Origin of the sequence: Brucella sp. MAB-22, assembly GCF_025908475.1 — a bacterium.
Taxonomy (GTDB): domain Bacteria; phylum Pseudomonadota; class Alphaproteobacteria; order Rhizobiales; family Rhizobiaceae; genus Brucella; species Brucella anthropi.
Map to the genome: position 1 here is coordinate 1,941,265 of NZ_CP109781.1, position 18,921 is coordinate 1,960,185.

Sequence of the window (18,921 nt, forward strand, 5' to 3'; positions counted from 1 at the left end):
CGCCTCGTTTCGAGTAGATGGTCAAGCTTTAACGGCGCGGCCTGAGAGTTTCACCGAATCCTTTGACGACTTTTTTTCCTTGAAATTTTCAGGGGGGTGTTTCGTGCGCACTATTTCCGAGCAAGAACAGCGTTCGCTTAAGTCTGCAACCGATGGCGCTTATGCGTTGGCGGGTGGCATTAGCTGCATTCTGCCATTTACCCGCGTCGGTACTTCGACGCTTTCCAAGTATGCATCATTCAATGATGAGCATCACGACAGTTTCATGCCGCTTGATGTTGCTATCGAGGTTGATCGCAAAGCGAAATCCCCGACGATTATTAAACAAGCTGCGGAATTGCTTGGTTATGAACTGGTTGCTGCCAATGCTGTGATTGACGGTGATCACACGCCGCTGACGGCAATGGATGCGCACCGCGTCATGTCTGAAACGATGGACGTTTCGCAGGCTGTTCTTGCAGCTCTGGCAGATGGTCGCATTGATGCTGGCGAACGCAAGACCATCGCCAAGGAAGCGCGCGAAGCAATGCGGGCGCTTCAAGACCTGCTGCGCAAGGTGGGGGCTTAACGATGGTTTCCGTCTCAAGCCTTGTTGATCAATGGATCGCTGACAATGGCGCTCCCCGGCGGTTCGAGCCGGAAGTAAGCGGGAGCGTTGAATACTTCAACTGCTATCTGCATCGCTTTGGTATTCGCCTTCGCATGCAGGGCTGGCGCTGTCACTACTCTCAAAACGGCGGTCAATGGCGTCCTATTCCTCGCCGCCGGGTGCGGAAACTGGTTGACGAGTTGCGCAAGCTTGAAGGGTTGGAACCCTTGCGGGCGGTGCGACAATGATCAAGCGCCTGCTTAAGCACGATTTTCTTATCCCTGTCATTGTCGCTGTCCTGATCAATCTGATGGCGGCTTCTCCATTTTTTATAGCCATTTATCTGGCGGAAGGGCGCTGACATGGATGCACCTGTCCATATCAAGATTGCCGATATCGATGTTCGCGACCGCTTGCGCGAGGTTGATGCATCCAAGGTTGAAGCGCTCAAGCAGTCCTTTGCCGAAACTGGGCATGCGCACACCGATCACGGTTCGGGTCGGTGAGGACGATTTACCGTTCGTACTATCAGCTGGTGCCCACCGTCTGGAAGCTGCCCGGCAGTTGGGCTGGCTGGAAGTTCCGGCTTTATTCGTGATGAAAGCAAGCTTGATTCCGAGTTGTGGGAAATCGATGAAAATCTAGCACGTTCGGAATTGACGGCTGCTGATCGGGCCGTCTTCACCTTTCGGCGCAAAGAACTTTACCTGCTCAAATATCCGGAAACACAACATGGCGGCGACCGAAATCAAGCCGCCAACTTGGCGACTTGATCGAACGACAAGAACGCCGCAGTTTTGTCGCTGCGACGGCGGAACTGACGGCAAAACGGAGCGGTCTATCCAGCGCGACGCCGAACGCGGTGAGAAGATTTGCGAAGCGGCACTGCGCCTGCTGCGGGGAACGCGTCTCGACAATGGCGTGACACTGGATCGGCTCAAAAAGCTTCCGAACGATCTGGCACAGATCGCCTACATCGAGGGCGCTCTTGCGGATGAAAAGCGCATTCGGGGCGAAAGCAAGGAAATCCGCACGCACCAACAAAAGGTCAAGCATGCTGTTCGCCTGACAAATATGGCGATGATCGCCGATTTGGGAAAAGCAACTGCGCCAGCCAAGTTGGATCGTATCTATTCGGTTTATTATGCAGATCCGGCGTGGAAATTCCGGGTTCACTCCGATGTTACAGGCGGCGAGAAAAGCGCCGAAAATCATTATCCGACAATGACCACGGACGACATCGCGGCGGAAATGGTCGAGCTGATCGGCGGCAACAATCCTGCTGTATTGTTTCTATGGGCTACTAATCCGATGCTTCCTGATGCCCTGCGTGTGATGGAAGCGTGCGGCTTCAAATACGTTCATCACTGGATTTGGGACAAAGTTGACATAGGCAATGGTTACTGGGGGCGCGATCAGCACGAATTGTTGTTGATTGGTCGCCGGGGCGACATTGCGTGCCCGTTGCCGGAAATGCTGCCCCCGACCGTTCATCGCGAGAAAAAGGGCAAGCACTCTGCAAAGCCTGCTTATTTCGCGGAACAGATTGAGAAATTTTATCCCGATGTTGCGAAGCTTGAGCTTAACGCTCGCGGCCCGCGAAAGGGCTGGGATGTATGGGGGCATGAGGCGAATGGGCGGGTTGTGCCATGACCGACACGATGCTCCCCATTCTTCGCGTAATGAACGATGCCGGGACCGACGCTGAGCGCGCCGTTGTACTGCTGACGTGTCCGATCTCAATCATGTTGAAGTATCGGCACGTGCTGGAAAGCGCCTGCGCTCGACACAAGTTCGATGCTGGTAGCGAGTATCTCGTTTGCTTTTATGCTGCCATGCATCAGACGCGTTTTCGTGGAAACGTTCGCGGCGCTGCATTGAAGCACGCCGAAGGACGACTGCTGCTGTTATCCGAGCAGGTGCCGTCATGAGCGCTGATGCTTCTGATCTGCGCCGCATACGCGCGAAACTGGCGGCGTTGGAAGGCGCTGACTGGCAGCTTTGCTGCGAGGGTGATGCTTCGTTCGTTGAGGCAAAGACGCGACATGGCGAGCTTAATAAGGTCGCCACGTTCCATCCCGGCGCGACATTTGACGAGATTGATTTCATCGTAAGTGCGCCGCGCATGGTGACAATTATGCTCGAATTGGTTGATCGGGCAATTGTTGCGATGCGACAGCGTGGGCCAAAGCAAGGCGGACAGCGCCGTTTGCAGAACTATGCAGCTGAGGCTGCAATGAAGTGTGACGACGACGCGTTCAAGGCATTTCTTGAGCAACGGCACGGCCTTGAGTGGCCTTTAACAAAGGAACGGGCAGCGGAAAAGCTGCGCACGATCCTGAAAATACAATCCAGAAAAGAATTGAACGAAAACAGCGCTGCGGCTGATCGCTGGCGGGATCTGCGCGCTGCTTTCGAAGCATGGCTAAGGGTGGGACAATGAGTATTGCCGTCATGTCACGGATATTCAAAAAACAGCTAGGCTCATCAAGCCGGAAGATGCTTGCGGTTCGTCTGGCTGACTTTGCGGACGACAACGGGCGCGGCATTTGGCCGTCTGTAGGCAAATTGGCGCGTGAAACCGATATGTCGGAACGCACAGTGCAGCGTCTTTTGCGCGATTTTGTTGATGAAAACCTGCTTATTGTTGTCTCTACAGCAAGCGGGCGTCCGGGTGAAACGACCCGATACAACTTCAACATGAAGGTGCTTCACGGTCTGCCGGACACTGATATTGCTGCCGACGGGTGTCATGGTGTCACCGGTGACACGGTGTCACCCGTGACAACGGCGGCTGAGACGGGTGACATTGACGACGCCGACGGGTGTCACGGTGTCACCCGAACCGTCATAGAACCATCAGATAAACCATTATCTGAGAGAGAGCGCGAGAGCGAGCAGGAAAGCAGGGAAAACCGGAAGGCCATTGAGCGTGCATTCAAAAAGGCTTTCCACGTTTGGCCGACTGCGGTCACAGACAGCGAGCCTGACGCGTTCCGGGTCTGGAATACGCTCTCGCCGGAAGATCGCATCGCGGCTTCGGATGGTGCGGCTCGTTACGTCGAGGCCGCTAAGGCCATTGGACGCAAGGTTGTATGCTCCTATGCGGTCTATCTTCGAGAAAAGCGTTGGGAAAAGCTGCCAGCGAAAGCGCCGGTCGAACAATCGGGTTCGGTGCCAGCGCCGCAACTTGGCAAGATTTGGGGCGCACGCGTCTATGAGCTTTTGCTGAATGGTCCAACGCAGGCTGTCTCACTGAATGCATTCGAGCGGGACCTCTCAGAAAGCGGACGCTTTACGGCTGAGGCCCTTCTTCGCGAAAAGCAGGCACGGCAAGGTTTCCCGGCTGTGAATGAATTGTTCGAACGAGCTGCAAACCGTCGCGGTGCGCTTGTTCCTGTTCGCTTGCAGGCAATCAAGGATCTTCTCGTGCAGGTTCGCATCGGTGGCGATGAATGGAAGGCTTGGGAAGCTTTTCACATTGAGCGCGGTTGGCCTTGGTTGCCTGATACGGGCAATGCCGAATGGGTTTATTTCCCGGCAGGTGGACCGGAAGGGTTGAACGGGTTCGAGATTGCTTTGAGGGGATTGGGTGATGATGATGGCAGATAAGCGTTTGATTGATCAGGCAGCGCATATCGACCTGTCGCGATGCTATGCAAAGCTCGATAAGTCCATTGAAGAAAGAAAACGCAGGCGCATTGAGAATGCTAAGGCAGCGATTCGGGCCGGTGATGATTCTCCTTGGCTGGTGCTGAAAGTGATGACTGGTCGTGAAATCGCTGTGGGCAATGCTCTATTGGATGCCGATATCGAAACGCTTGTCCCCATGAAATTGGGCAAGGAAATACGCAAGCGTCATCGTGTTATCCCACCTAGAAAAGAACCTATTTTCATTGGTTACATCTTCGCCCGCTGCATCATTTCAAATGACACGATGGCTGCATTAATGGGCTTCGAGTATGTTGCTGGGATACTTGGAGGTTATGAAAACCCTCATCTCGTTTCAGACGATAAGGTATTGTCTTTCAACGAGAAAGCAGAGAACGGCCATTTTGATCATGAGGTGCCGCAAGCTGTATTCAAGCGAGGTATGAAAGTTCATATTCGCGATGGGATATTTGCCGGGCGCAATGGAGAGATTGTTTCGGGCGGTCACGATGGAAAGGGTAACGCGGTGGTTGATATCGATTTCTTTGGAAGATCGACGCCAGCAATTATGCCTCTTGCAATCCTCGAACCTTTGTGAGCGTATTCGGCTCACGGATAATCCGATGATCCTGTAGTGAGCCTCTGAAAACGCCTAGACAGCGGGAACGAAAGTTCTGAGGTTGGTACGCCGGTCGGACCCCGCCCTGACAGTCTCAAACTTGAGACACCGATTCAGGGTCAGTGCGTAAGCTATGCCTACCAATCACCGATACCATTGAGCGCCCATGAGGCGCTCTTTCCATTTTCTATAGAGGCAGCTCATGGCAACGATAACGGCGCACTGGGCTGACAAGCACCTGTCACTGTTTGGTAGCAGGCTTGATCAGTTGAACACCCGATTTCCTAAAGTGCTGCCACGCATCGTCAATCAGGTTGGCAACAGGGCGAAGACGCAAGTTGTTCGTGCACTGACGAAACAGACCGGCTTGCAGCGTAGGACCATCGTCAAAGCAATCGGCGATCCCGGTGTCGCAAGACCCGGCAAGCTTTCTTACGATATGGTCACGCGAGGCGGTAACATTCGCCTGAAATACCTGTCGCCAAAGGAAACCCGCAAGGGTGTCTCGGCCAAGCCATTCGGACAGCGCAAGGTTTTCGCGGGTTCGTTTATGAAGGGTGGCAAGTTTCCGAACCGACAGGATGTGCCAAAGTTTTACGGACACGTCTTTCACCGGCTTAACAAGTCAGGCAGTCGTATTACCTACACCCGGTCGGATGTGTTTATCCCAGTGGAAATGACCAAGGGATCAACCAAGGTTGCATTTGAACGTATGGCAGCGCCCTTGCTTCAAGAGCGTGTCGACGCAGCGATCAAGAAGTTGCTGCCATAGGCTGCCGATCAGGGCAGGGCACCCGACCGACCCGGTCAACCCCTTCCACCCCCTCCATTGGGTCCTTTCCCCGGTCTGTGACCGGAGCGGGTGAGCGCGACTGCGGGATTTCGGTCTCTGCGAATTTTTACAGGGGGATTCCACCGCCCTTTGAATGGAATCGGAATCACATGGCCAAAGGGTATTCAGACGAGCTGCGCCAGCAGGTCATAGCTTTCATTGAGGAAGGCCATACCGTCCGGCAGGCAGCGGAAAAGTTCAATGTCAGCCCCAGTTTTGCTGCCAAATCGCACAAGAAGCACGTCGATCAGGCCGCGCAGCCACTTTTGCCGGTGCAAGATCCGGTGGAGGATGACGAACAGCCTGAAAACGAAGCTGGGATAACAGCGGCAGATCTCGCAGAGATCCTCGGCGTTTCAAAGCGGGCAATATCCGATTACGTCGAGCGTGGAATCATTGTGAAGACAGGTCGGAATCGCTTCGACCTGCGCAAATCAGTTCAGCTCTATTGCGAGCATCTGCGCGGGATCGCGGCAGGTCGAGGCGGTGACAATGTCGACGCGCTCTCCACAGAACGTGCCCGACTGGCACGCGAGCAAGCCGACCAGGCAGCAATGCGCAACGCGGCAATGCGCAAGGAACTGGTCCCGATTGCCGAGGTTCGCAACGAATGGGTTTCGATAGCCCGACGCGTCCGAAACGTGATGATGGCGGTTCCATCCAGATGCCGCCAGATGCTGCCCCACCTTACCACTTTCGATGTCGATCTGATCGACGAGGAAATTCGCACGGCACTTACAGAGCTTGGTGAAAAGGACGATGACGACGGCTCTGGCGATCACGCGGCGGGCAGTATGGGAAGCCCTGACGCCGCCACCGAAACTGAAGCTCTCGGAATGGATTGAGCAGACAGTTTACCTGCCGGAGGGCGTATCGTCGCTGACGGGTCGGGTGAGGCTCTGGCCACCGCAGCGCGAGATTGCAGACGCTATCGGCGACAGCGCGCTTGAGCGTGTCACACTGGTAAAGCCGGTGCGCGTCGGCTTCACGACGCTTCTGACAAGTGCGATGGCCAGTTTCTGTTCGAACGATCCGTCGCCGATCCTTTCGCTCCTGCCTACTGAGGCTGACTGCCGCGACTATATGGTTTCGGATGTCGAGCCGATCTTTGATGCCTCGCCCGCACTCAACGGATTGTTGACCGGCGATGTGGATGAGGGCGGCAGAAACACTCTGCTTTCCCGGCGCTTTCCAGGCGGCTTTCTGAAAGTCATTGCTGCGAAGGCACCGCGCAACCTGCGCCGCCATAATGTGCGCATCCTGTTTATCGACGAAGCGGACGGCATGTCGGCGACCAAGGAAGGGTCGCCGATCCTGCTCGCCGAGCGCCGCACCCTGTCGTTTGCGGATCGCAAGATCGTAATGGGGTCGACGCCAGTTTATGAGGAAACCAGCCATGTGCTGCAATCCTATGAGCAGTCGGATAAGCGAATTTATGAGGTGCCTTGCCCTGAGTGCGGACACTTCCATGAGATCCAGTGGTCCGATATTCAATGGCCGGAAGGTGAGCCGGAGAAAGCTTACTATGTTTGCCGGGAATGCGGCTCGGTTATCGATGAGCGTCATAAACCCGGCATGGTTGCGAATGGTCGCTGGCGGGCACTGAAACCGGAAGTAAAGGACCATGCAGGGTTTCGGATGAATGCCCTGATATCCTTGCTACCGAATGCGTCTTGGGGTCGGTTGGCGAAAGAGTTTGTCGGCGCGAAGAATGATCCGTCGAAGCTTCAAACGTTCATCAACACGATCCTCGCGCAAGGCTGGAAGGAAAACACCGACGAGCTGGATGATATCGAGCTTGCGAGCCGCGCCGAAGATTTCAGCCTGGTTGCGGAAACTCCAGACGATGACGATGCGACGGCCACGACCGGCATTCCTGTTCAGGTTCTTATCATCACCGCAGGCGTGGACGTGCAGGATGATCGATTGGAAATCACCTTCATAGGTTGGGACAAAGAAGGGATTCCTTACGCCCTCGGACATGAGGTGATTTGGGGGCGATACGACGATCACACAACTTGGTCGGAATTGGATGTCGCGCTCGGCACGCAATGGGATCACCCGCTCGGCGGCAAGATCAAGGTCGATGCCACCTGCATCGACAGCTCGGACGGCGAAACGATGGAAACTGTCTATCGTTATGCATTCCCACGGTTCCGTAGGCGCGTGTTTGCGATCAAGGGCGTAGGCGGCAACCGGCCATGGATTGAGAAATCCAAGTCCACCGTCAAGGGTGGAAAGCTGTTCATCGTCGGTGTCGACGGCATCAAGAGCCACATTTTCGGTCGGCTCGCGCGCGCAGGTTCCATGCGCTTTTCGAAAGCTCTGCCTGTTGTCTGGTTTGAACAGCTCGTAGGTGAGCAACTGGTAGTCAAATACTCGCGCGGACAAACGGTTCGGCAATTCGTGCCGGTGCCGGGGCGACGACACGAAGCTCTCGACTGCACGGTTTATGCCTTCGCCGCTCGCCAGATGGTGAATGCGAACTGGGCACACCGTGAGGGCGAGTTGTCGACGCCACCGGAAATCAAACCTGTTTCATCCCTTCCACAGATCGCACCTTCGGAGTGGTTATAGTCATGGCGACAATAGACGATCAGATCGCAGCGCTAGAGGAAGCTATTCTGACCGGCGCGAAGAAAGTCATATTCCACTCAGGCGGCACCCGCCGTGAAGTGGAATATCATTCCTTGAAAGATATGCGGGAAGCGCTTGCGGATCTTCGGGCCCGTAAATCACGCGGCCCTCGCACTATTCTGGCGGCGTTAGACTAATGGGCATTGGGAACATTCTTGATAAGGCCATCGGCTACGTGTCGCCGGAGGCGGGGCTGCGTCGTGTCCGTCACCGCGCTGCAATGGAAATTGTCCAGCGCAGCTATTCCGGTGCGGAAACCAATCGCCTGAAATCAGGCCGTCGCGCAAAGTCGACATCGGCAGATGCCGAGATCGCTCGCGCCGGTCGCAAGCTTCGCGACCGTATGCGGGATCTGGTCCGCAACAATCCCTATGCGGCGAAAGCTGTCTCCGAGCTGGTCAGCCATGCCATCGGCGACGGCATTATCCCGCGCTCGAAGAACAAGGAAGCAATCAAACTGTTCCAGGAATGGAGCAAGGTTTGCGATGCTGATGGCGATCTCGACTTCAACGGCATCGTTGCCCTGACGGTTCGAGAGATGTTTGAAAGCGGTGACGGTATTGTACGTCGCCGCCGCCGCAGGTTGGAAGATGGATTGCCGGTTCCGCTGCAGCTGCAGGTGATTGAATCGGACCTGCTCGATAGTACCAAGGAAGGGGTATTATCTGGCGGCGGCAAGGCAATTCAGGGGATCGAGTTCGATGCGATAGGCCGCAAGCGCGCCTACTGGATGTTCGGATCTCACCCCGGAAACAGCTTTTTTGACCCGCAATCGACCATAGTTTCGAAGCCTGTCCCGGCAGCTGATATTGCGCATGTCTTCGAAAAACAGCGCACGCAGGTCAGGGGCGTTCCATGGGGGACGCCAGCGATGGACGATACATTCGACCTCGCCGAGTATGAGCAGTCAGAGCTTGTCAGAAAGCGTCTCGAAGCCTGCATCGTCGGGGTGATGACCGGCGGTGACATTGACGACACGATTGGATTGCCGCCGACCGGTAGGGATGGCGAAGCGACGGCACCGGGCATTTACAATGTGCACGGGCAGCGTGTCGAAAAGTTCACGCCGGGTATGTTCTACAACGCTGTGGGCGGGCGAGATTTGAAATTCTCGCAGCCTGCCGTTACCGACAGCTACGATCCTTATAAAGCTTCGATGCTGCATACTATCGCAGCTGGCTGGCGCGTTCCTTATGCGCTCATGACCGGTCGGCTCGACAAGGTCAACTACTCGTCGAGCAAGATCGGCCTGGAAGGCTTCCGGCGCATGATCTCAATGCTGCAATGGCAGGTCATCATACCGATGCTGTTGCAGCCGATGTGGGACTGGTTCTGTGAGGCTGCCTACCTTGCCGGTAAGATCAACACTCCCACTGTGGCGGTTGAATGGTCGCCGCCGCGTTTCTACTCAGCGGATCCGCTGAAAGATGTGAATGCCAGGATCAAGGAAGTTCGCGCCGGTTTCCGCTCGCTCTCATCGGCAATCGCCGAGACCGGTGAAAACACTGATGATGTGCTGGACGAAATAGAGTCGGACAACGCCAAGCTCGACAAGCGAGGCATCATCCTGGACAGCGATCCGCGCCGCATATCGCAGGCCGGTCAGGTCCAGCAGCCCGTCAATACCGACGATCCTCCTGAGAAGGACGAAAACGATGACGAAACTTAACCTGCGCAAGATGCCGGACAGTCTGCCCATGCAGATGCAGGAAGTCCGGCTGCTGCCATCCGGTGTCGATACCGAGACACGCACGCTGGATCTGGTATGGACTACCGGCGCAACTGTTCGCCGTCGCCGTTATGTAGGCTGGGATACGGTTGTTCCGTTCGACGAGATCCTGCTTGTCAGCGACAAGGCAATCGATCTGTCGCGGATGAATGCCGGTGCGCCGGTTCTGGATAGTCATTCTGTCTGGTCGACCTTTTCGCAGGTCGCGGTTGTCGAGCGGGCGTGGGTTGAAGGCGGCGAGGGTAAAGCTAAGGTCCGGTTTCCAAAAGCCGGGATCGACGAGCGCGCCGACCGTATGTTCGGTCTGGTCTCCGATGGCATCATCAAAAATGTGTCGGTCGGCTATTCCATCGACAAGATCCGGATCGAGGAAGCCCAGAAAAAGGGTGAGGTCGAAAAGGTATTCGTCGAACGTTGGACGCCGAACGAAATTTCGTTCGTGACGGTTCCGGCAGATCCCGGCGCACAGGTGCGCAATCAAACCGATACATTCCCGCTTTTGATCGACCGCAAGCCCGTATCGACGTTTGCGGCCTCAGCGCGGATGAGAATGGCGGAAGCTGTCCGCCGCCTCACTTAATCCAGCAATCACCCATTTCCAGTTTGCCGCCTGCAATTCTCCGGGGTTGCAGGGCGACGGCGCTTGTTTTGCCCGGTACATAGAAGGAAACGCACACCATGAATAAGGGTGCTTACATTTTCGCGACCGTCGCCGCATTTATCTGCGTCGGTCTGGCTATGGCGTTGTTCGCCGCAGATCCATCGCATGCAGCATCCCTCGATTATCGTGCATTCGTACAGCCTGACGGAATGCACCTGATCGGTGCCAACGTTGCCTTGCTGGGCCTGCGTTCGAAGCTGAAAGAAATCACCGACCGTGCGGAAGCTACCCGCGCGCGCATTACCGATGATCTCGATGAAGATGCGGTTCGGGCAATCGAGCAGGAACATGCCACCATTCTGGCTGAGGCCGATCAGGTCCGTTCGGATATTACCCGGATGGAAAACGAACAGCGCAACGCGTCGCCAGTCGATCCGGCCGTCCGAGCTGCAGTCGACGAAGGCGTGCGCGCCGAGCGTGAGCGGTCCAGCACTATTGAGGATCTGGCTACACGTTCCGGTTTTCCGGATCTTGGTCGCGAGCATGTTCGCTCTGGCACGCCGGTCGAGACTTTCCGCAGCTTGCTCCTCGATCATATGGTTTCGAATGAGCGCCAGAGCCCAACAGACAGCCGTGTACGTGTCGATGTGGTTCATGATGAGGCGGTTACTCGTCGATCTGCCCAGATTGAGGCGCTCGCTTATGGCCTCGGTGCACCGACGCCGCAGGCTGGCCCTTCTGCAGCTGCTCGCCAATATATGGGCATGGGCCTTGTCGATCTGGCTGCAGAGAGCGTCAACTATCGCGGTCGTCGCATGATGAATGCCCGCGACATCGACGATGTGTTTACGCGCGCTTCGCATTCGACCTCCGATTTCCCGGCAATCTTCGAAGGTGCGGTCAACCGAACTCTCGAACAGCGCTATGCGCTTGCCCAGCCAACGTTCCGACGCTTTGCGCGTCAACGCAACTTCCGTGACTTCCGTCCTGACACCACTGTGAAGGTCGGTGATTTCCCACTCCTGAAAAAGGTGCTGGAGAACGGCGAGATCAAATATGGCTCGTTCGGCGAAGGCAAGGAGCAGGTACAGGCATTCAGCTACGCCATCGCTCTGAACGTCAGCCGTCAGATGCTGATCAATGATGATCTGGGCGCAATCTCTGATCTTCTTACCAGCTATGGCGCTTCTGTCGCGCTGTTTGAGGAAGTCACTTTCTATGCGGGTGCCTTCAACGGTAACCTTGCAGACGGCAAGTCGGTGTTCCACGCGGATCACAAGAACCTTGCCGGTACTCCGTCCGCAATTACCGTCGACAGTGTCGGTGATGGCCGGAAGGCCATGAGCAAGCAAAAGAGCCTGGACGGCAATCCGTTGCTGTCGAATGCCGCTCGCATCATGCTGGTTGGCCCCGACAAGCTGACCGAAGCCGAAAAGCTTCTGGCTTCGATTACGCCCGCGACGGTTTCGACCGTCAATATTTTCTCCGGCAAGTTCGAGCTGATTGAGTCGAACCAGATCCAGGGCAATGCGTGGCATCTGTTTGGCGAACCTTCGGCAGGCTCGAACTACCGCTGGGGTTATCTGGAAGGCTACGAGGCACCGCGCGTGCGTATGGATGAGCCGTTCGGGCGTCAGGGTTTCAGCATGTCAGTTGAACACGACTTCGGCTGTGGCGCGACCGACTATCGCTTTGGCTACAAGAACGCCGGAGCCTGATCGACAGCAGGCGGGTCGTTTGGACCCGCCATCCTTTCCGTTCTGATCCTTCATAAGGAAAAACTCCCATGAAAAACTATATTCAGCCAGGTGACAGCGTCACCGTTCCGGCTCCAGCTGACGTGAATTCTGGCGACCTGGTTGTTGTCGGCGATCTGTTCGGCGTTGCCCAGTTCTCCGCAAAAGCTGGCGAAGATGTGGAAATCGCAACCAGGGGCGTTTTCGCCTTGCCGAAGGTTTCCGCGCAAGCGTGGGCCGTTGGTGCCAAGGTCTATTACGTTGCCGCTGACAAGAATATCTCGACGACAGCGACCGGCAATACCTTCATCGGTCACGCTACCGAGGCGGCGGCGAACCCATCCGACTTCGGCGCGGTGCGTCTTTCGGTGTAAGCGACATGGCGAACTGGCGAAAACTGGAAGCTATGGTCGATCAAAAGATGGCACGTAGCTATGGCGAGTCGGTTCGCCTGTCTTTCATGAAAAAGCAGGTCGTGGATCCTGATCGGCCATCGATTGAGATTAACGCGCTCCTGCATGTCGGTGGCGATGACTCGCGCGCTCCCGGTCCTACCGGGACATATAGATCTCGGCTGTCGTTGGGCGAGGCCGAACTGTTCCTGGATCGTTCAACCTACACCGGTCCTGATCCGGAGGTTGGCGACAAGGTCCGCGCGAATGATAGGGCGGGAAAGCCTTGGTTTGAAGTCGCCGCAGTGTCGGATCGATATAGCAATCTCATCGTCGTGAAACTGGGGCAGATCTGATGTCTATAGGTCGAATTGCACTGCGTATCGCGACAATCGGGGCGCTTAACGGTGCGACCTCGGTCGGTTCCAATGTTCTCGACAGTGAAATTGGATCGATTGACGTCGGGGCGGACGGTAGCCTTCGCACCGATCAGGAGAAACCCTTTATATCGGTCTATACCGACGGATCGAAGGCCGAAGATCTGAGTAGTGCGCGACGACTCTGGCAGAACGGACTTACTGAACTTTTGATTGAAACCGGCGTCGCAGCGTCGATGGTCGAAACCAATCAGGAGACTGGTGAAAGCACGATCATTCCTGGAATACCCGCAACTGACTCTGCCTTCGAATTGTTTCTTGATGTTGTCGATAGACAGTCTATCGCCGCGTTGATGGATCCAGATAATCCGTGGGCCGAGATCTGGCGTATCCTTGTTCGTGATATCGTCAAGGTTGAGCGCAGGCGAACGGCAGATGCCGAGACTGGCACCCGTATGGCAGCGCATCAGCAAAGCATCACCTGCGACTTGCTTCCGGATCCGGTTTACGGCGAGCCGGTTGCATCGACTTCTGTATGGCAAAAACTGCTCGATCAGATGGAAGCGGTACAGCATCCGTATTTGCAGAAACTGCAAGAACTGATGGGCTTGGCCGTCATCCAGCTTAACTCCATAGAGCAACGTCGACGGTTTGGTTTCACGCTGGATGAGGCGAGGGCGCTTTGCGATGTGCCGCCGCTCGCAGCGGAAGCGACAGAACCGGACATTTCGCGGGTCGATTTCGAGAAAATCTGATGGCTGAATCTCTTGCTGATGTCCTCGTCGAGATGCAGCGCCGACTGTTCGAGGTTGAACGTCGTTTGGCTAATCATCGTCGAACCGGCGTGATCGATGAGATCGACCATGGCAAAGGCGTCGCTCGTGTGAAAATCGAGGGCGGCGATCAACCGTTCCGAACCGGCTGGATCCCGTGGAAGGAAATCGCAGCGGGCGGGATATCGACCCATATCCCGCCAACGGTCGGACAGCAGGTCGATGTCATGTCGGAAAGCGGTGACCTAACTGATGCCGTCATTGATTTCTCGACGCACTCGAATGCAAACCCGCGCCCGCACGACGGGCCGGACGCGGTGATCGTCAAGGGCGGTGTCCGCTTTTTCATCAGTGACGACACTGTCACGATTGATGCGGCGAGTATCACTTTTACAGCCTCCAACGGAAACCTTGCCTGATGCCACTGATCGTTCGTCTCGGTGATACATCCAGTCATGGTGGCACCGTAATTTCGTCCGCTGACAAGTGGATATGCGAGGGAAAGCTCATTGCCAGAAAAGGCGATCTGCATTCCTGCCCCATTCCCGGTCATGGCGTTACGCCGATTGTGTCGGGATCATCGAAGTTCATCTGCGAAGGCGATCCCGTGGCGCGAACCGGCGACACGACGGGTTGTGGCGCAAGTCTCATTTCTGGCGCGACCAAGTGGTCGTGCGACTGACCAAAGGAGAACAGGTGATGAAAGTCATCGTGAAGGAAAGCGGCTTTTACGGCGGCACTTACTACATAGCCAAAGCTGCCGAGCAGGAAATGCCAGATGCCGTGGCCAAGCAATTTATGGCTCCCTACGGTCATCAGCTGGAAAAGCCGTCCGACCGGCAAAAGACTGTTCGTCCGGTTAAGGAATAGGCCATGTCATCCCTCGGCTTTTCGAACGTGGACGGTTCACTGCTGGCGGGCTTTGACCATGTTCGGCAGTCGATTGAGGTCATTCTGACAACGCTGGTTGGATCTCGGGTGATGCGTCGGGACTTCGGTTCCGAGCTGATGGGACTGATCGATAGACCGATGAATGATCGCGTCATTCTCGGCATCTATTCGGCTTGCGCCATGGCTATTGCGAAATGGGAGCCGCGCTTCGCGGTCACCGGCATAAACATCGGCAACCTGACCGAGCAGGGCGTCATCGATCTCCAGATACGGGGTGTCTATTACCCGAATGGTCACAAGGGCGATTTTTCCGTGACCGAAGGCGAGACCTCCACGAACATCACAATAGCAAGGACTATGTCATGAGCCGCTTTGTTGCGCCGAACCTGGCTGACCTTGGCGATGTTCCAAGCGTCGTCGCGGTGGATTTCGAGGAAATCAAAAGCTCACGCGACGAATACCTGATTGCCGCGCTGGAACGGTTCGGCGTTTCTTACGATGTTGAGAAGCTGGAAACCGATCCCATGGTGATCGCCTTTTCGGAAGGCGGCGGCTATCAGGAAATGAAGTTTCGCCAGCGGGTCAATGAAGCAATCCGCGCCTTGTCTCTGGCGACTGCCATCGGCGGCGACCTTGACCATATCGCAGCGACCTATGCCGGTATTTCGCGTCTTGTCTACGACAATGCCGAGGACGATCAGCCGGAAAATTCGCAATGGGATCCGGTTCTGGGGAAATGGGTCGAACTCGACGACATTTTCCGCGCCCGCATCCTGCTCGCGTTTGAAGCGTTTTCGACCGCAGGGCCGGAAGGTGCATATGCGTTTCATGCTCTGGAGCTGGATGGAAAACGGGATATCGCCGATGTTGCGGTCTATTCCGAGGAAGATGCTGCAACCTATACGAATGGACTTCATGCAGACGCCTATTCAATGGGGCTGATCCCGAACCCGTTTTCCGGTCGGGCTACCGGCGATCCGGTGCTAGCACCTGAAATACTCGTCGTAATTCTTCCGACGGTTACCTACGGCCCTACAGATCAAACGTTGTTGAACCGGGCGTTCGAGGCGGTGACGCCGAAGGACGTTCGGCCAATTGGTGACAATGTCCGCATCGAGCCTGCGACCGTTACGCCTTACGATATCGAGGTCACTCTTTATTATGCACCGGGTGTCGACGTGTCGGCGATGGCGGCGGAAGCGAAAAAGCGACTGACTGCATATGCCGCGTCTCGCCGTCGTATCGGTTTGGCCGTGCAGCGCGAGGTTATCGGCGGTCGCGCAGCGGTCGACGACAATGTGACTGTTGAGGTGGTTTCGCCTGCGGCTGATATCGAGCCGGGTTCGAAAGGTGTCGGACAAGTCGGCGCAATCACGGTCAATACGGTTCAAACGCAAGGATCGTGGCAATGACGCCAGGTGAAGCGATTGACGCCGTCGTAGATCTCGCGCTTTCCATTCTTCCTGCGCGTTCTTCGCCACTCACTGTCGCATTGCTCGCTGCCGAACTGGCACGGATTGCGACGGTAGATCCCGCCGTTGTCGCGACGATCTGGAATCCTGCCACGTGTCCGAAGGTTCTGTTGCCATATCTGGCAATGGGTGTGTCGGTTGATGTCTGGTCGGCTGACTGGCCCGAAGCGCAACAGCGCCGGGTTATTGCTGCTTCTCCTATGGTGCATCGTCTCAAGGGTACGCGTGGTGCGGTTGAGCGAGCGCTGGCAGCATTTGAGCTGGAAACCCGCATTGTCGAGTGGTGGGAGGATGGTTCGAGGCGCGGAACATTCCGTGTGGAAATCCTTTATCGCAATGGCAGTCCGGTTTTTGATCTTGAGGCACAAGCGGCGGCAATCGCATCGGTTGATGCTGCCAAGCCAAAATCACGCGTGTTTGGAACCCGCGCAGTCATACAGGCCCGTGGCACGACCTACATCGGTGCATTGCCCCGAACTAATCTGACAGCAATTGCCCATCCGTTCGCGTTCGAACCGCCCGTATTAAGGGCATCCAGTTTTATTGCCGGTGCGCCGTGCGCCTTCATATCGGCAACTGCTCATTACAAGGTTTAAGACTATGGCTCAAAACACGTTCGCTTTGATGACGAACCTTGGCCGCGCGAAGGAAGCGGCGGCGCTTGCCAACGGTACTTCCGTTGTCATTACTCACATCGCAATCGGTGACGGCACAACCGTTCCGTCGGGCGGCGAAACTGCGCTTTACCATGAAGTTGCACGCAAGGCGATTTCTGGTCATGGCACTGTGGTGGGCGCATCGAATGTGGCGTACTTCGATATTTTTCTGGAGGCCTCAGAAGGGCCATTCACAATTCGGGAAGCAGGCCTGATTGATCAGGATGGCGATCTGATTGCTATCGCTCGCTACGATCCTCCTATCAGCAAACCAATCCCGTCGAGCGGACAGACGGTCGAAGGCACTATTCGACTGGAGGTCGCATTCTCGAACATTGCAGCGATCACGATTGTCGTTGACCCATCGTTCAAGGTTGCGTTGCAGAGATTGAGCCGATTGCCTTGGTTGCCTGTCATATCGATGTCAGTTTCTGCGCCTCCAGCAGCGCCATCAATCGGAGACGTGTATTATGTCCCAGCGGGCGCAACGGGGGCCTGGAATGGTCAATCTGGAAAAATAGCTGAATACACATCTGCTGGTTGGGCAATTCTGACGCCGCCAGAGGGACATGGTATAAGTCTTCCGAATGGTCGCATCTTTGAAAAAGTTGGTGGCGTATACATAGAAAAGCTGGCGTTAGATGTTCAGTCGGGTCGCTGGAATTTTGCAATAGTCGGGGGGACATCCAGCGCGATGACGGGCACATTATCAGTGGTGCCAGATCAACTCTATGATGGTTTTACAGTTATAGTGAGTCCGAATTTCGCCCCAAATGCGGGTGCGACATTCAATCTTAACGGAACCGGCGCGAAAGCAATATCGGGCGCTGATGGTGTTGCTGTCCGGTCGGGAGATATGGTTGCGAATGTTCCCGCTTTGCTAATCTATTCTGCGAACCTCGGAAAATGGATACTGTCTTCGCTTTCCCGACTTCCTACGCAGGCGTTAGGCTTCAAAGCCAAGCACACGGCTGTCACGAGTATACCGTCGATTACACCCACGACTGTCATTCTGGACCAAACTGAATTTGATAGTTCGGGAATGTATAATGCCGCGAATGGACAAGCTACCATACCAAAGCGCGGGATCTGGAACGTTTTCGCAAATTTCTTCTTCGAGGACGTGGCAGAGCGAACAAATCTGACTTTGCGCAGAAATGGAGTGAATGTTGCCGAGGCTGCTGTCAATTCGAGAGGGCGAATTCTCGCGATGTCCACTTCGCTGTTGTGTCAGCAAGGTGACGTGCTTTCACTAATGGTCGTGCAATCTAGCAGCTCAACTATGAATCTCAATCCATCAACGATTAATGCCGATTACGGGCATGTCTTTTCAGCTTCATTCGGAGGCACAGTCTAATGCATACTCTTATGACCGAAAATGAAGTGACGGCATTCGCGAATCGAAACCCATCTCTAGCGGCTGAGTGTATCTATAGTGATGGTAAATTAAGTTGGCCGAACGAGCTAAGCGCGCAGATGGAGAAAGCTCTCGATGTGGACTTATCGTCAATTTCGCTTTCGCAATTGAAGATTCACTTGAAGGCGAAGATTGATGCTGAGGCCGAAAACGAACGCTTGAAATACATCACGCCAGGCAATGGGCAGGCCATGACGTATCAACAGAAGGTGGATGAGGCGCGAGCATTTAAAGCTGCCGCTAGCCCGCAGTCAGAGGATTATCCAGTCCTTTCATCCGAAATCGGTATTACAGGGCCAACGCTAGCGGATGTTGCTGACACAGTATTGATTGCCTTTAGTCGATGGCAACAAGTTGGTGCCGCAATTGAAAGTGTTCGTCTCGGCTCAAAACGTGACGTTGACGAGGCCGAAAATGAAGTGGCAGCGCGAGCAGTGTTAGACGTTATAGCTTGGCCGAAACTGTAACTTCTTCTGGCGAGGCGAGAACCCGATAGAACATAAGCTCTGTTGCCATCGTGAGGTTTTGCGGTTAGGCATCGATGGTCGC

Annotated in this window: 28 protein-coding genes; 27 read left to right on the forward strand and 1 reads right to left on the reverse strand. The window is 55.4% G+C overall.

Annotated features, from left to right (window positions below; all coding sequences use genetic code 11):
• Positions 1–103: 103 nt before the first annotated feature.
• From OHI65_RS08990 to OHI65_RS23035, 4 genes are all read left to right on the forward strand, one after another.
• Positions 104–568, forward strand: coding sequence for a phage regulatory CII family protein (locus tag OHI65_RS08990; protein ID WP_264358651.1), 465 nt, complete (start codon positions 104–106; stop codon positions 566–568).
• A gap of 2 nt (positions 569–570) precedes the next feature.
• Entirely contained in the window at positions 571–837 is a 267-nt protein-coding gene (locus OHI65_RS08995; protein ID WP_264358652.1) for a hypothetical protein, read from the forward strand.
• Positions 838–951: 114 nt separating this feature from the next.
• Positions 952–1,095, forward strand: coding sequence for a hypothetical protein (locus OHI65_RS23030; protein WP_413541912.1), 144 nt, complete (start codon positions 952–954; stop codon positions 1,093–1,095).
• Entirely contained in the window at positions 1,064–1,234 is a 171-nt protein-coding gene (locus OHI65_RS23035) for a ParB N-terminal domain-containing protein (RefSeq protein WP_413541913.1), read from the forward strand. The genes OHI65_RS23030 and OHI65_RS23035 overlap by 32 nt, the downstream gene beginning before the upstream one ends.
• A 66-nt stretch (positions 1,235–1,300) precedes the next feature.
• Here the strand turns inward: OHI65_RS23035 and OHI65_RS23040 are convergent, their stop codons facing one another.
• Positions 1,301–1,645, reverse strand: a complete 345-nt coding sequence (locus OHI65_RS23040) for a hypothetical protein (protein WP_413541914.1) — start codon at positions 1,643–1,645, stop codon at positions 1,301–1,303.
• Between the two features lie 18 nt (positions 1,646–1,663).
• Between OHI65_RS23040 and OHI65_RS23045 the strand changes: the two genes are divergently transcribed.
• The 23 genes from OHI65_RS23045 to OHI65_RS09110 all read left to right on the forward strand — a co-directional run bounded on the left by OHI65_RS23045 (position 1,664) and on the right by OHI65_RS09110 (position 18,839).
• Positions 1,664–2,242: an MT-A70 family methyltransferase gene (locus OHI65_RS23045; protein ID WP_413541915.1), complete on the forward strand. Its 579-nt coding sequence runs from the start codon at positions 1,664–1,666 to the stop codon at positions 2,240–2,242.
• Positions 2,239–2,520: a hypothetical protein gene (locus OHI65_RS09005; protein WP_264358653.1), complete on the forward strand. Its 282-nt coding sequence runs from the start codon at positions 2,239–2,241 to the stop codon at positions 2,518–2,520. The genes OHI65_RS23045 and OHI65_RS09005 overlap by 4 nt, the downstream gene beginning before the upstream one ends.
• Positions 2,521–2,567: 47 nt before the next feature.
• On the forward strand, positions 2,568–3,032 hold the full coding sequence (locus OHI65_RS09010) for a hypothetical protein (RefSeq protein WP_264358654.1): 465 nt from the start codon (positions 2,568–2,570) through the stop codon (positions 3,030–3,032).
• Positions 3,029–4,201, forward strand: coding sequence for a helix-turn-helix domain-containing protein (locus OHI65_RS09015; protein ID WP_264358655.1), 1,173 nt, complete (start codon positions 3,029–3,031; stop codon positions 4,199–4,201). Before OHI65_RS09010 ends, OHI65_RS09015 begins: the two co-directional genes overlap by 4 nt.
• Entirely contained in the window at positions 4,185–4,838 is a 654-nt protein-coding gene (gene nusG / locus OHI65_RS09020; RefSeq protein ID WP_264358656.1) for a transcription termination/antitermination protein NusG, read from the forward strand. Before OHI65_RS09015 ends, nusG begins: the two co-directional genes overlap by 17 nt.
• 223 nt (positions 4,839–5,061) lie before the next feature.
• The gene (locus tag OHI65_RS09025; RefSeq protein ID WP_264358657.1) at positions 5,062–5,631 is read left to right on the forward strand and encodes a hypothetical protein; all 570 of its coding nucleotides are present in this window, start codon (positions 5,062–5,064) and stop codon (positions 5,629–5,631) included.
• A gap of 170 nt (positions 5,632–5,801) precedes the next feature.
• Positions 5,802–6,536 carry a MerR family transcriptional regulator gene (locus OHI65_RS09030; protein WP_264358658.1) on the forward strand — a complete coding sequence of 245 codons (735 nt, stop codon included), beginning with the start codon at positions 5,802–5,804 and terminating at the stop codon, positions 6,534–6,536.
• Complete coding sequence (locus OHI65_RS09035; RefSeq protein WP_264358659.1) at positions 6,451–8,268, forward strand: phage terminase large subunit family protein; 1,818 nt, start codon at positions 6,451–6,453, stop codon at positions 8,266–8,268. The genes OHI65_RS09030 and OHI65_RS09035 overlap by 86 nt, the downstream gene beginning before the upstream one ends.
• Positions 8,269–8,270: 2 nt before the next feature.
• Entirely contained in the window at positions 8,271–8,465 is a 195-nt protein-coding gene (locus OHI65_RS09040) for a phage head-tail joining protein (RefSeq protein WP_264358660.1), read from the forward strand.
• Positions 8,465–9,997 carry a phage portal protein gene (locus tag OHI65_RS09045; RefSeq protein WP_264358661.1) on the forward strand — a complete coding sequence of 511 codons (1,533 nt, stop codon included), beginning with the start codon at positions 8,465–8,467 and terminating at the stop codon, positions 9,995–9,997. The genes OHI65_RS09040 and OHI65_RS09045 overlap by 1 nt, the downstream gene beginning before the upstream one ends.
• The gene (locus tag OHI65_RS09050; protein WP_264358662.1) at positions 9,984–10,637 is read left to right on the forward strand and encodes a hypothetical protein; all 654 of its coding nucleotides are present in this window, start codon (positions 9,984–9,986) and stop codon (positions 10,635–10,637) included. The genes OHI65_RS09045 and OHI65_RS09050 overlap by 14 nt, the downstream gene beginning before the upstream one ends.
• Before the next feature lie 98 nt (positions 10,638–10,735).
• Positions 10,736–12,376, forward strand: a complete 1,641-nt coding sequence (locus OHI65_RS09055; protein ID WP_264358663.1) for a hypothetical protein — start codon at positions 10,736–10,738, stop codon at positions 12,374–12,376.
• Between the two features lie 68 nt (positions 12,377–12,444).
• Positions 12,445–12,768: a DUF2190 family protein gene (locus OHI65_RS09060; protein ID WP_264358664.1), complete on the forward strand. Its 324-nt coding sequence runs from the start codon at positions 12,445–12,447 to the stop codon at positions 12,766–12,768.
• Between the two features lie 5 nt (positions 12,769–12,773).
• On the forward strand, positions 12,774–13,142 hold the full coding sequence (locus OHI65_RS09065) for a hypothetical protein (protein WP_264358665.1): 369 nt from the start codon (positions 12,774–12,776) through the stop codon (positions 13,140–13,142).
• Entirely contained in the window at positions 13,142–13,918 is a 777-nt protein-coding gene (locus OHI65_RS09070) for a hypothetical protein (RefSeq protein WP_264358666.1), read from the forward strand. Before OHI65_RS09065 ends, OHI65_RS09070 begins: the two co-directional genes overlap by 1 nt.
• Positions 13,918–14,355, forward strand: coding sequence for a phage baseplate assembly protein V (locus OHI65_RS09075; RefSeq protein ID WP_264358667.1), 438 nt, complete (start codon positions 13,918–13,920; stop codon positions 14,353–14,355). The genes OHI65_RS09070 and OHI65_RS09075 overlap by 1 nt, the downstream gene beginning before the upstream one ends.
• Positions 14,355–14,618 (forward strand): PAAR domain-containing protein, encoded by a 264-nt coding sequence (locus tag OHI65_RS09080; protein ID WP_151653055.1) that lies wholly within the window; start codon positions 14,355–14,357, stop codon positions 14,616–14,618. Before OHI65_RS09075 ends, OHI65_RS09080 begins: the two co-directional genes overlap by 1 nt.
• 17 nt (positions 14,619–14,635) lie before the next feature.
• Positions 14,636–14,806, forward strand: coding sequence for a hypothetical protein (locus OHI65_RS09085; RefSeq protein WP_264358668.1), 171 nt, complete (start codon positions 14,636–14,638; stop codon positions 14,804–14,806).
• 3 nt (positions 14,807–14,809) lie between these two features.
• Complete coding sequence (locus OHI65_RS09090) at positions 14,810–15,193, forward strand: GPW/gp25 family protein (protein WP_264358669.1); 384 nt, start codon at positions 14,810–14,812, stop codon at positions 15,191–15,193.
• A complete protein-coding gene (locus tag OHI65_RS09095) occupies positions 15,190–16,239 on the forward strand; it encodes a baseplate J/gp47 family protein (RefSeq protein ID WP_264358670.1) in 1,050 nt (349 codons plus the stop codon). The genes OHI65_RS09090 and OHI65_RS09095 overlap by 4 nt, the downstream gene beginning before the upstream one ends.
• A complete protein-coding gene (locus OHI65_RS09100) occupies positions 16,236–16,895 on the forward strand; it encodes a phage tail protein I (protein WP_264358671.1) in 660 nt (219 codons plus the stop codon). The genes OHI65_RS09095 and OHI65_RS09100 overlap by 4 nt, the downstream gene beginning before the upstream one ends.
• Before the next feature lie 4 nt (positions 16,896–16,899).
• On the forward strand, positions 16,900–18,312 hold the full coding sequence (locus OHI65_RS09105; RefSeq protein WP_264358672.1) for a phage tail protein: 1,413 nt from the start codon (positions 16,900–16,902) through the stop codon (positions 18,310–18,312).
• On the forward strand, positions 18,312–18,839 hold the full coding sequence (locus OHI65_RS09110) for a hypothetical protein (RefSeq protein WP_264358673.1): 528 nt from the start codon (positions 18,312–18,314) through the stop codon (positions 18,837–18,839). The genes OHI65_RS09105 and OHI65_RS09110 overlap by 1 nt, the downstream gene beginning before the upstream one ends.
• Positions 18,840–18,921 lie beyond the last annotated feature (82 nt).

Bases quoted from the DNA above. Each gene is read 5' to 3' on its own strand.
- OHI65_RS08995 (WP_264358652.1), top strand. From the start codon at position 571: ATGGTTTCCGTCTCAAGCCTTGTTGATCAATGGATCGCTGACAATGGC.
- OHI65_RS23030 (WP_413541912.1), top strand. From the start codon at position 952: ATGGATGCACCTGTCCATATCAAGATTGCCGATATCGATGTTCGCGAC.
- OHI65_RS23035 (WP_413541913.1), top strand. From the start codon at position 1,064: ATGCGCACACCGATCACGGTTCGGGTCGGTGAGGACGATTTACCGTTC.
- OHI65_RS23040 (WP_413541914.1), bottom strand. From the start codon at position 1,645: ATGCTTGACCTTTTGTTGGTGCGTGCGGATTTCCTTGCTTTCGCCCCG.
- OHI65_RS23045 (WP_413541915.1), top strand. From the start codon at position 1,664: ATGGCGATGATCGCCGATTTGGGAAAAGCAACTGCGCCAGCCAAGTTG.
- OHI65_RS09005 (WP_264358653.1), top strand. From the start codon at position 2,239: ATGACCGACACGATGCTCCCCATTCTTCGCGTAATGAACGATGCCGGG.
- OHI65_RS09015 (WP_264358655.1), top strand. From the start codon at position 3,029: ATGAGTATTGCCGTCATGTCACGGATATTCAAAAAACAGCTAGGCTCA.
- nusG (WP_264358656.1), top strand. From the start codon at position 4,185: ATGATGATGGCAGATAAGCGTTTGATTGATCAGGCAGCGCATATCGAC.
- OHI65_RS09025 (WP_264358657.1), top strand. From the start codon at position 5,062: ATGGCAACGATAACGGCGCACTGGGCTGACAAGCACCTGTCACTGTTT.
- OHI65_RS09030 (WP_264358658.1), top strand. From the start codon at position 5,802: ATGGCCAAAGGGTATTCAGACGAGCTGCGCCAGCAGGTCATAGCTTTC.
- OHI65_RS09035 (WP_264358659.1), top strand. From the start codon at position 6,451: ATGACGACGGCTCTGGCGATCACGCGGCGGGCAGTATGGGAAGCCCTG.
- OHI65_RS09040 (WP_264358660.1), top strand. From the start codon at position 8,271: ATGGCGACAATAGACGATCAGATCGCAGCGCTAGAGGAAGCTATTCTG.
- OHI65_RS09045 (WP_264358661.1), top strand. From the start codon at position 8,465: ATGGGCATTGGGAACATTCTTGATAAGGCCATCGGCTACGTGTCGCCG.
- OHI65_RS09050 (WP_264358662.1), top strand. From the start codon at position 9,984: ATGACGAAACTTAACCTGCGCAAGATGCCGGACAGTCTGCCCATGCAG.
- OHI65_RS09055 (WP_264358663.1), top strand. From the start codon at position 10,736: ATGAATAAGGGTGCTTACATTTTCGCGACCGTCGCCGCATTTATCTGC.
- OHI65_RS09060 (WP_264358664.1), top strand. From the start codon at position 12,445: ATGAAAAACTATATTCAGCCAGGTGACAGCGTCACCGTTCCGGCTCCA.
- OHI65_RS09065 (WP_264358665.1), top strand. From the start codon at position 12,774: ATGGCGAACTGGCGAAAACTGGAAGCTATGGTCGATCAAAAGATGGCA.
- OHI65_RS09070 (WP_264358666.1), top strand. From the start codon at position 13,142: ATGTCTATAGGTCGAATTGCACTGCGTATCGCGACAATCGGGGCGCTT.
- OHI65_RS09075 (WP_264358667.1), top strand. From the start codon at position 13,918: ATGGCTGAATCTCTTGCTGATGTCCTCGTCGAGATGCAGCGCCGACTG.
- OHI65_RS09080 (WP_151653055.1), top strand. From the start codon at position 14,355: ATGCCACTGATCGTTCGTCTCGGTGATACATCCAGTCATGGTGGCACC.
- OHI65_RS09085 (WP_264358668.1), top strand. From the start codon at position 14,636: ATGAAAGTCATCGTGAAGGAAAGCGGCTTTTACGGCGGCACTTACTAC.
- OHI65_RS09090 (WP_264358669.1), top strand. From the start codon at position 14,810: ATGTCATCCCTCGGCTTTTCGAACGTGGACGGTTCACTGCTGGCGGGC.
- OHI65_RS09095 (WP_264358670.1), top strand. From the start codon at position 15,190: ATGAGCCGCTTTGTTGCGCCGAACCTGGCTGACCTTGGCGATGTTCCA.
- OHI65_RS09100 (WP_264358671.1), top strand. From the start codon at position 16,236: ATGACGCCAGGTGAAGCGATTGACGCCGTCGTAGATCTCGCGCTTTCC.
- OHI65_RS09105 (WP_264358672.1), top strand. From the start codon at position 16,900: ATGGCTCAAAACACGTTCGCTTTGATGACGAACCTTGGCCGCGCGAAG.
- OHI65_RS09110 (WP_264358673.1), top strand. From the start codon at position 18,312: ATGCATACTCTTATGACCGAAAATGAAGTGACGGCATTCGCGAATCGA.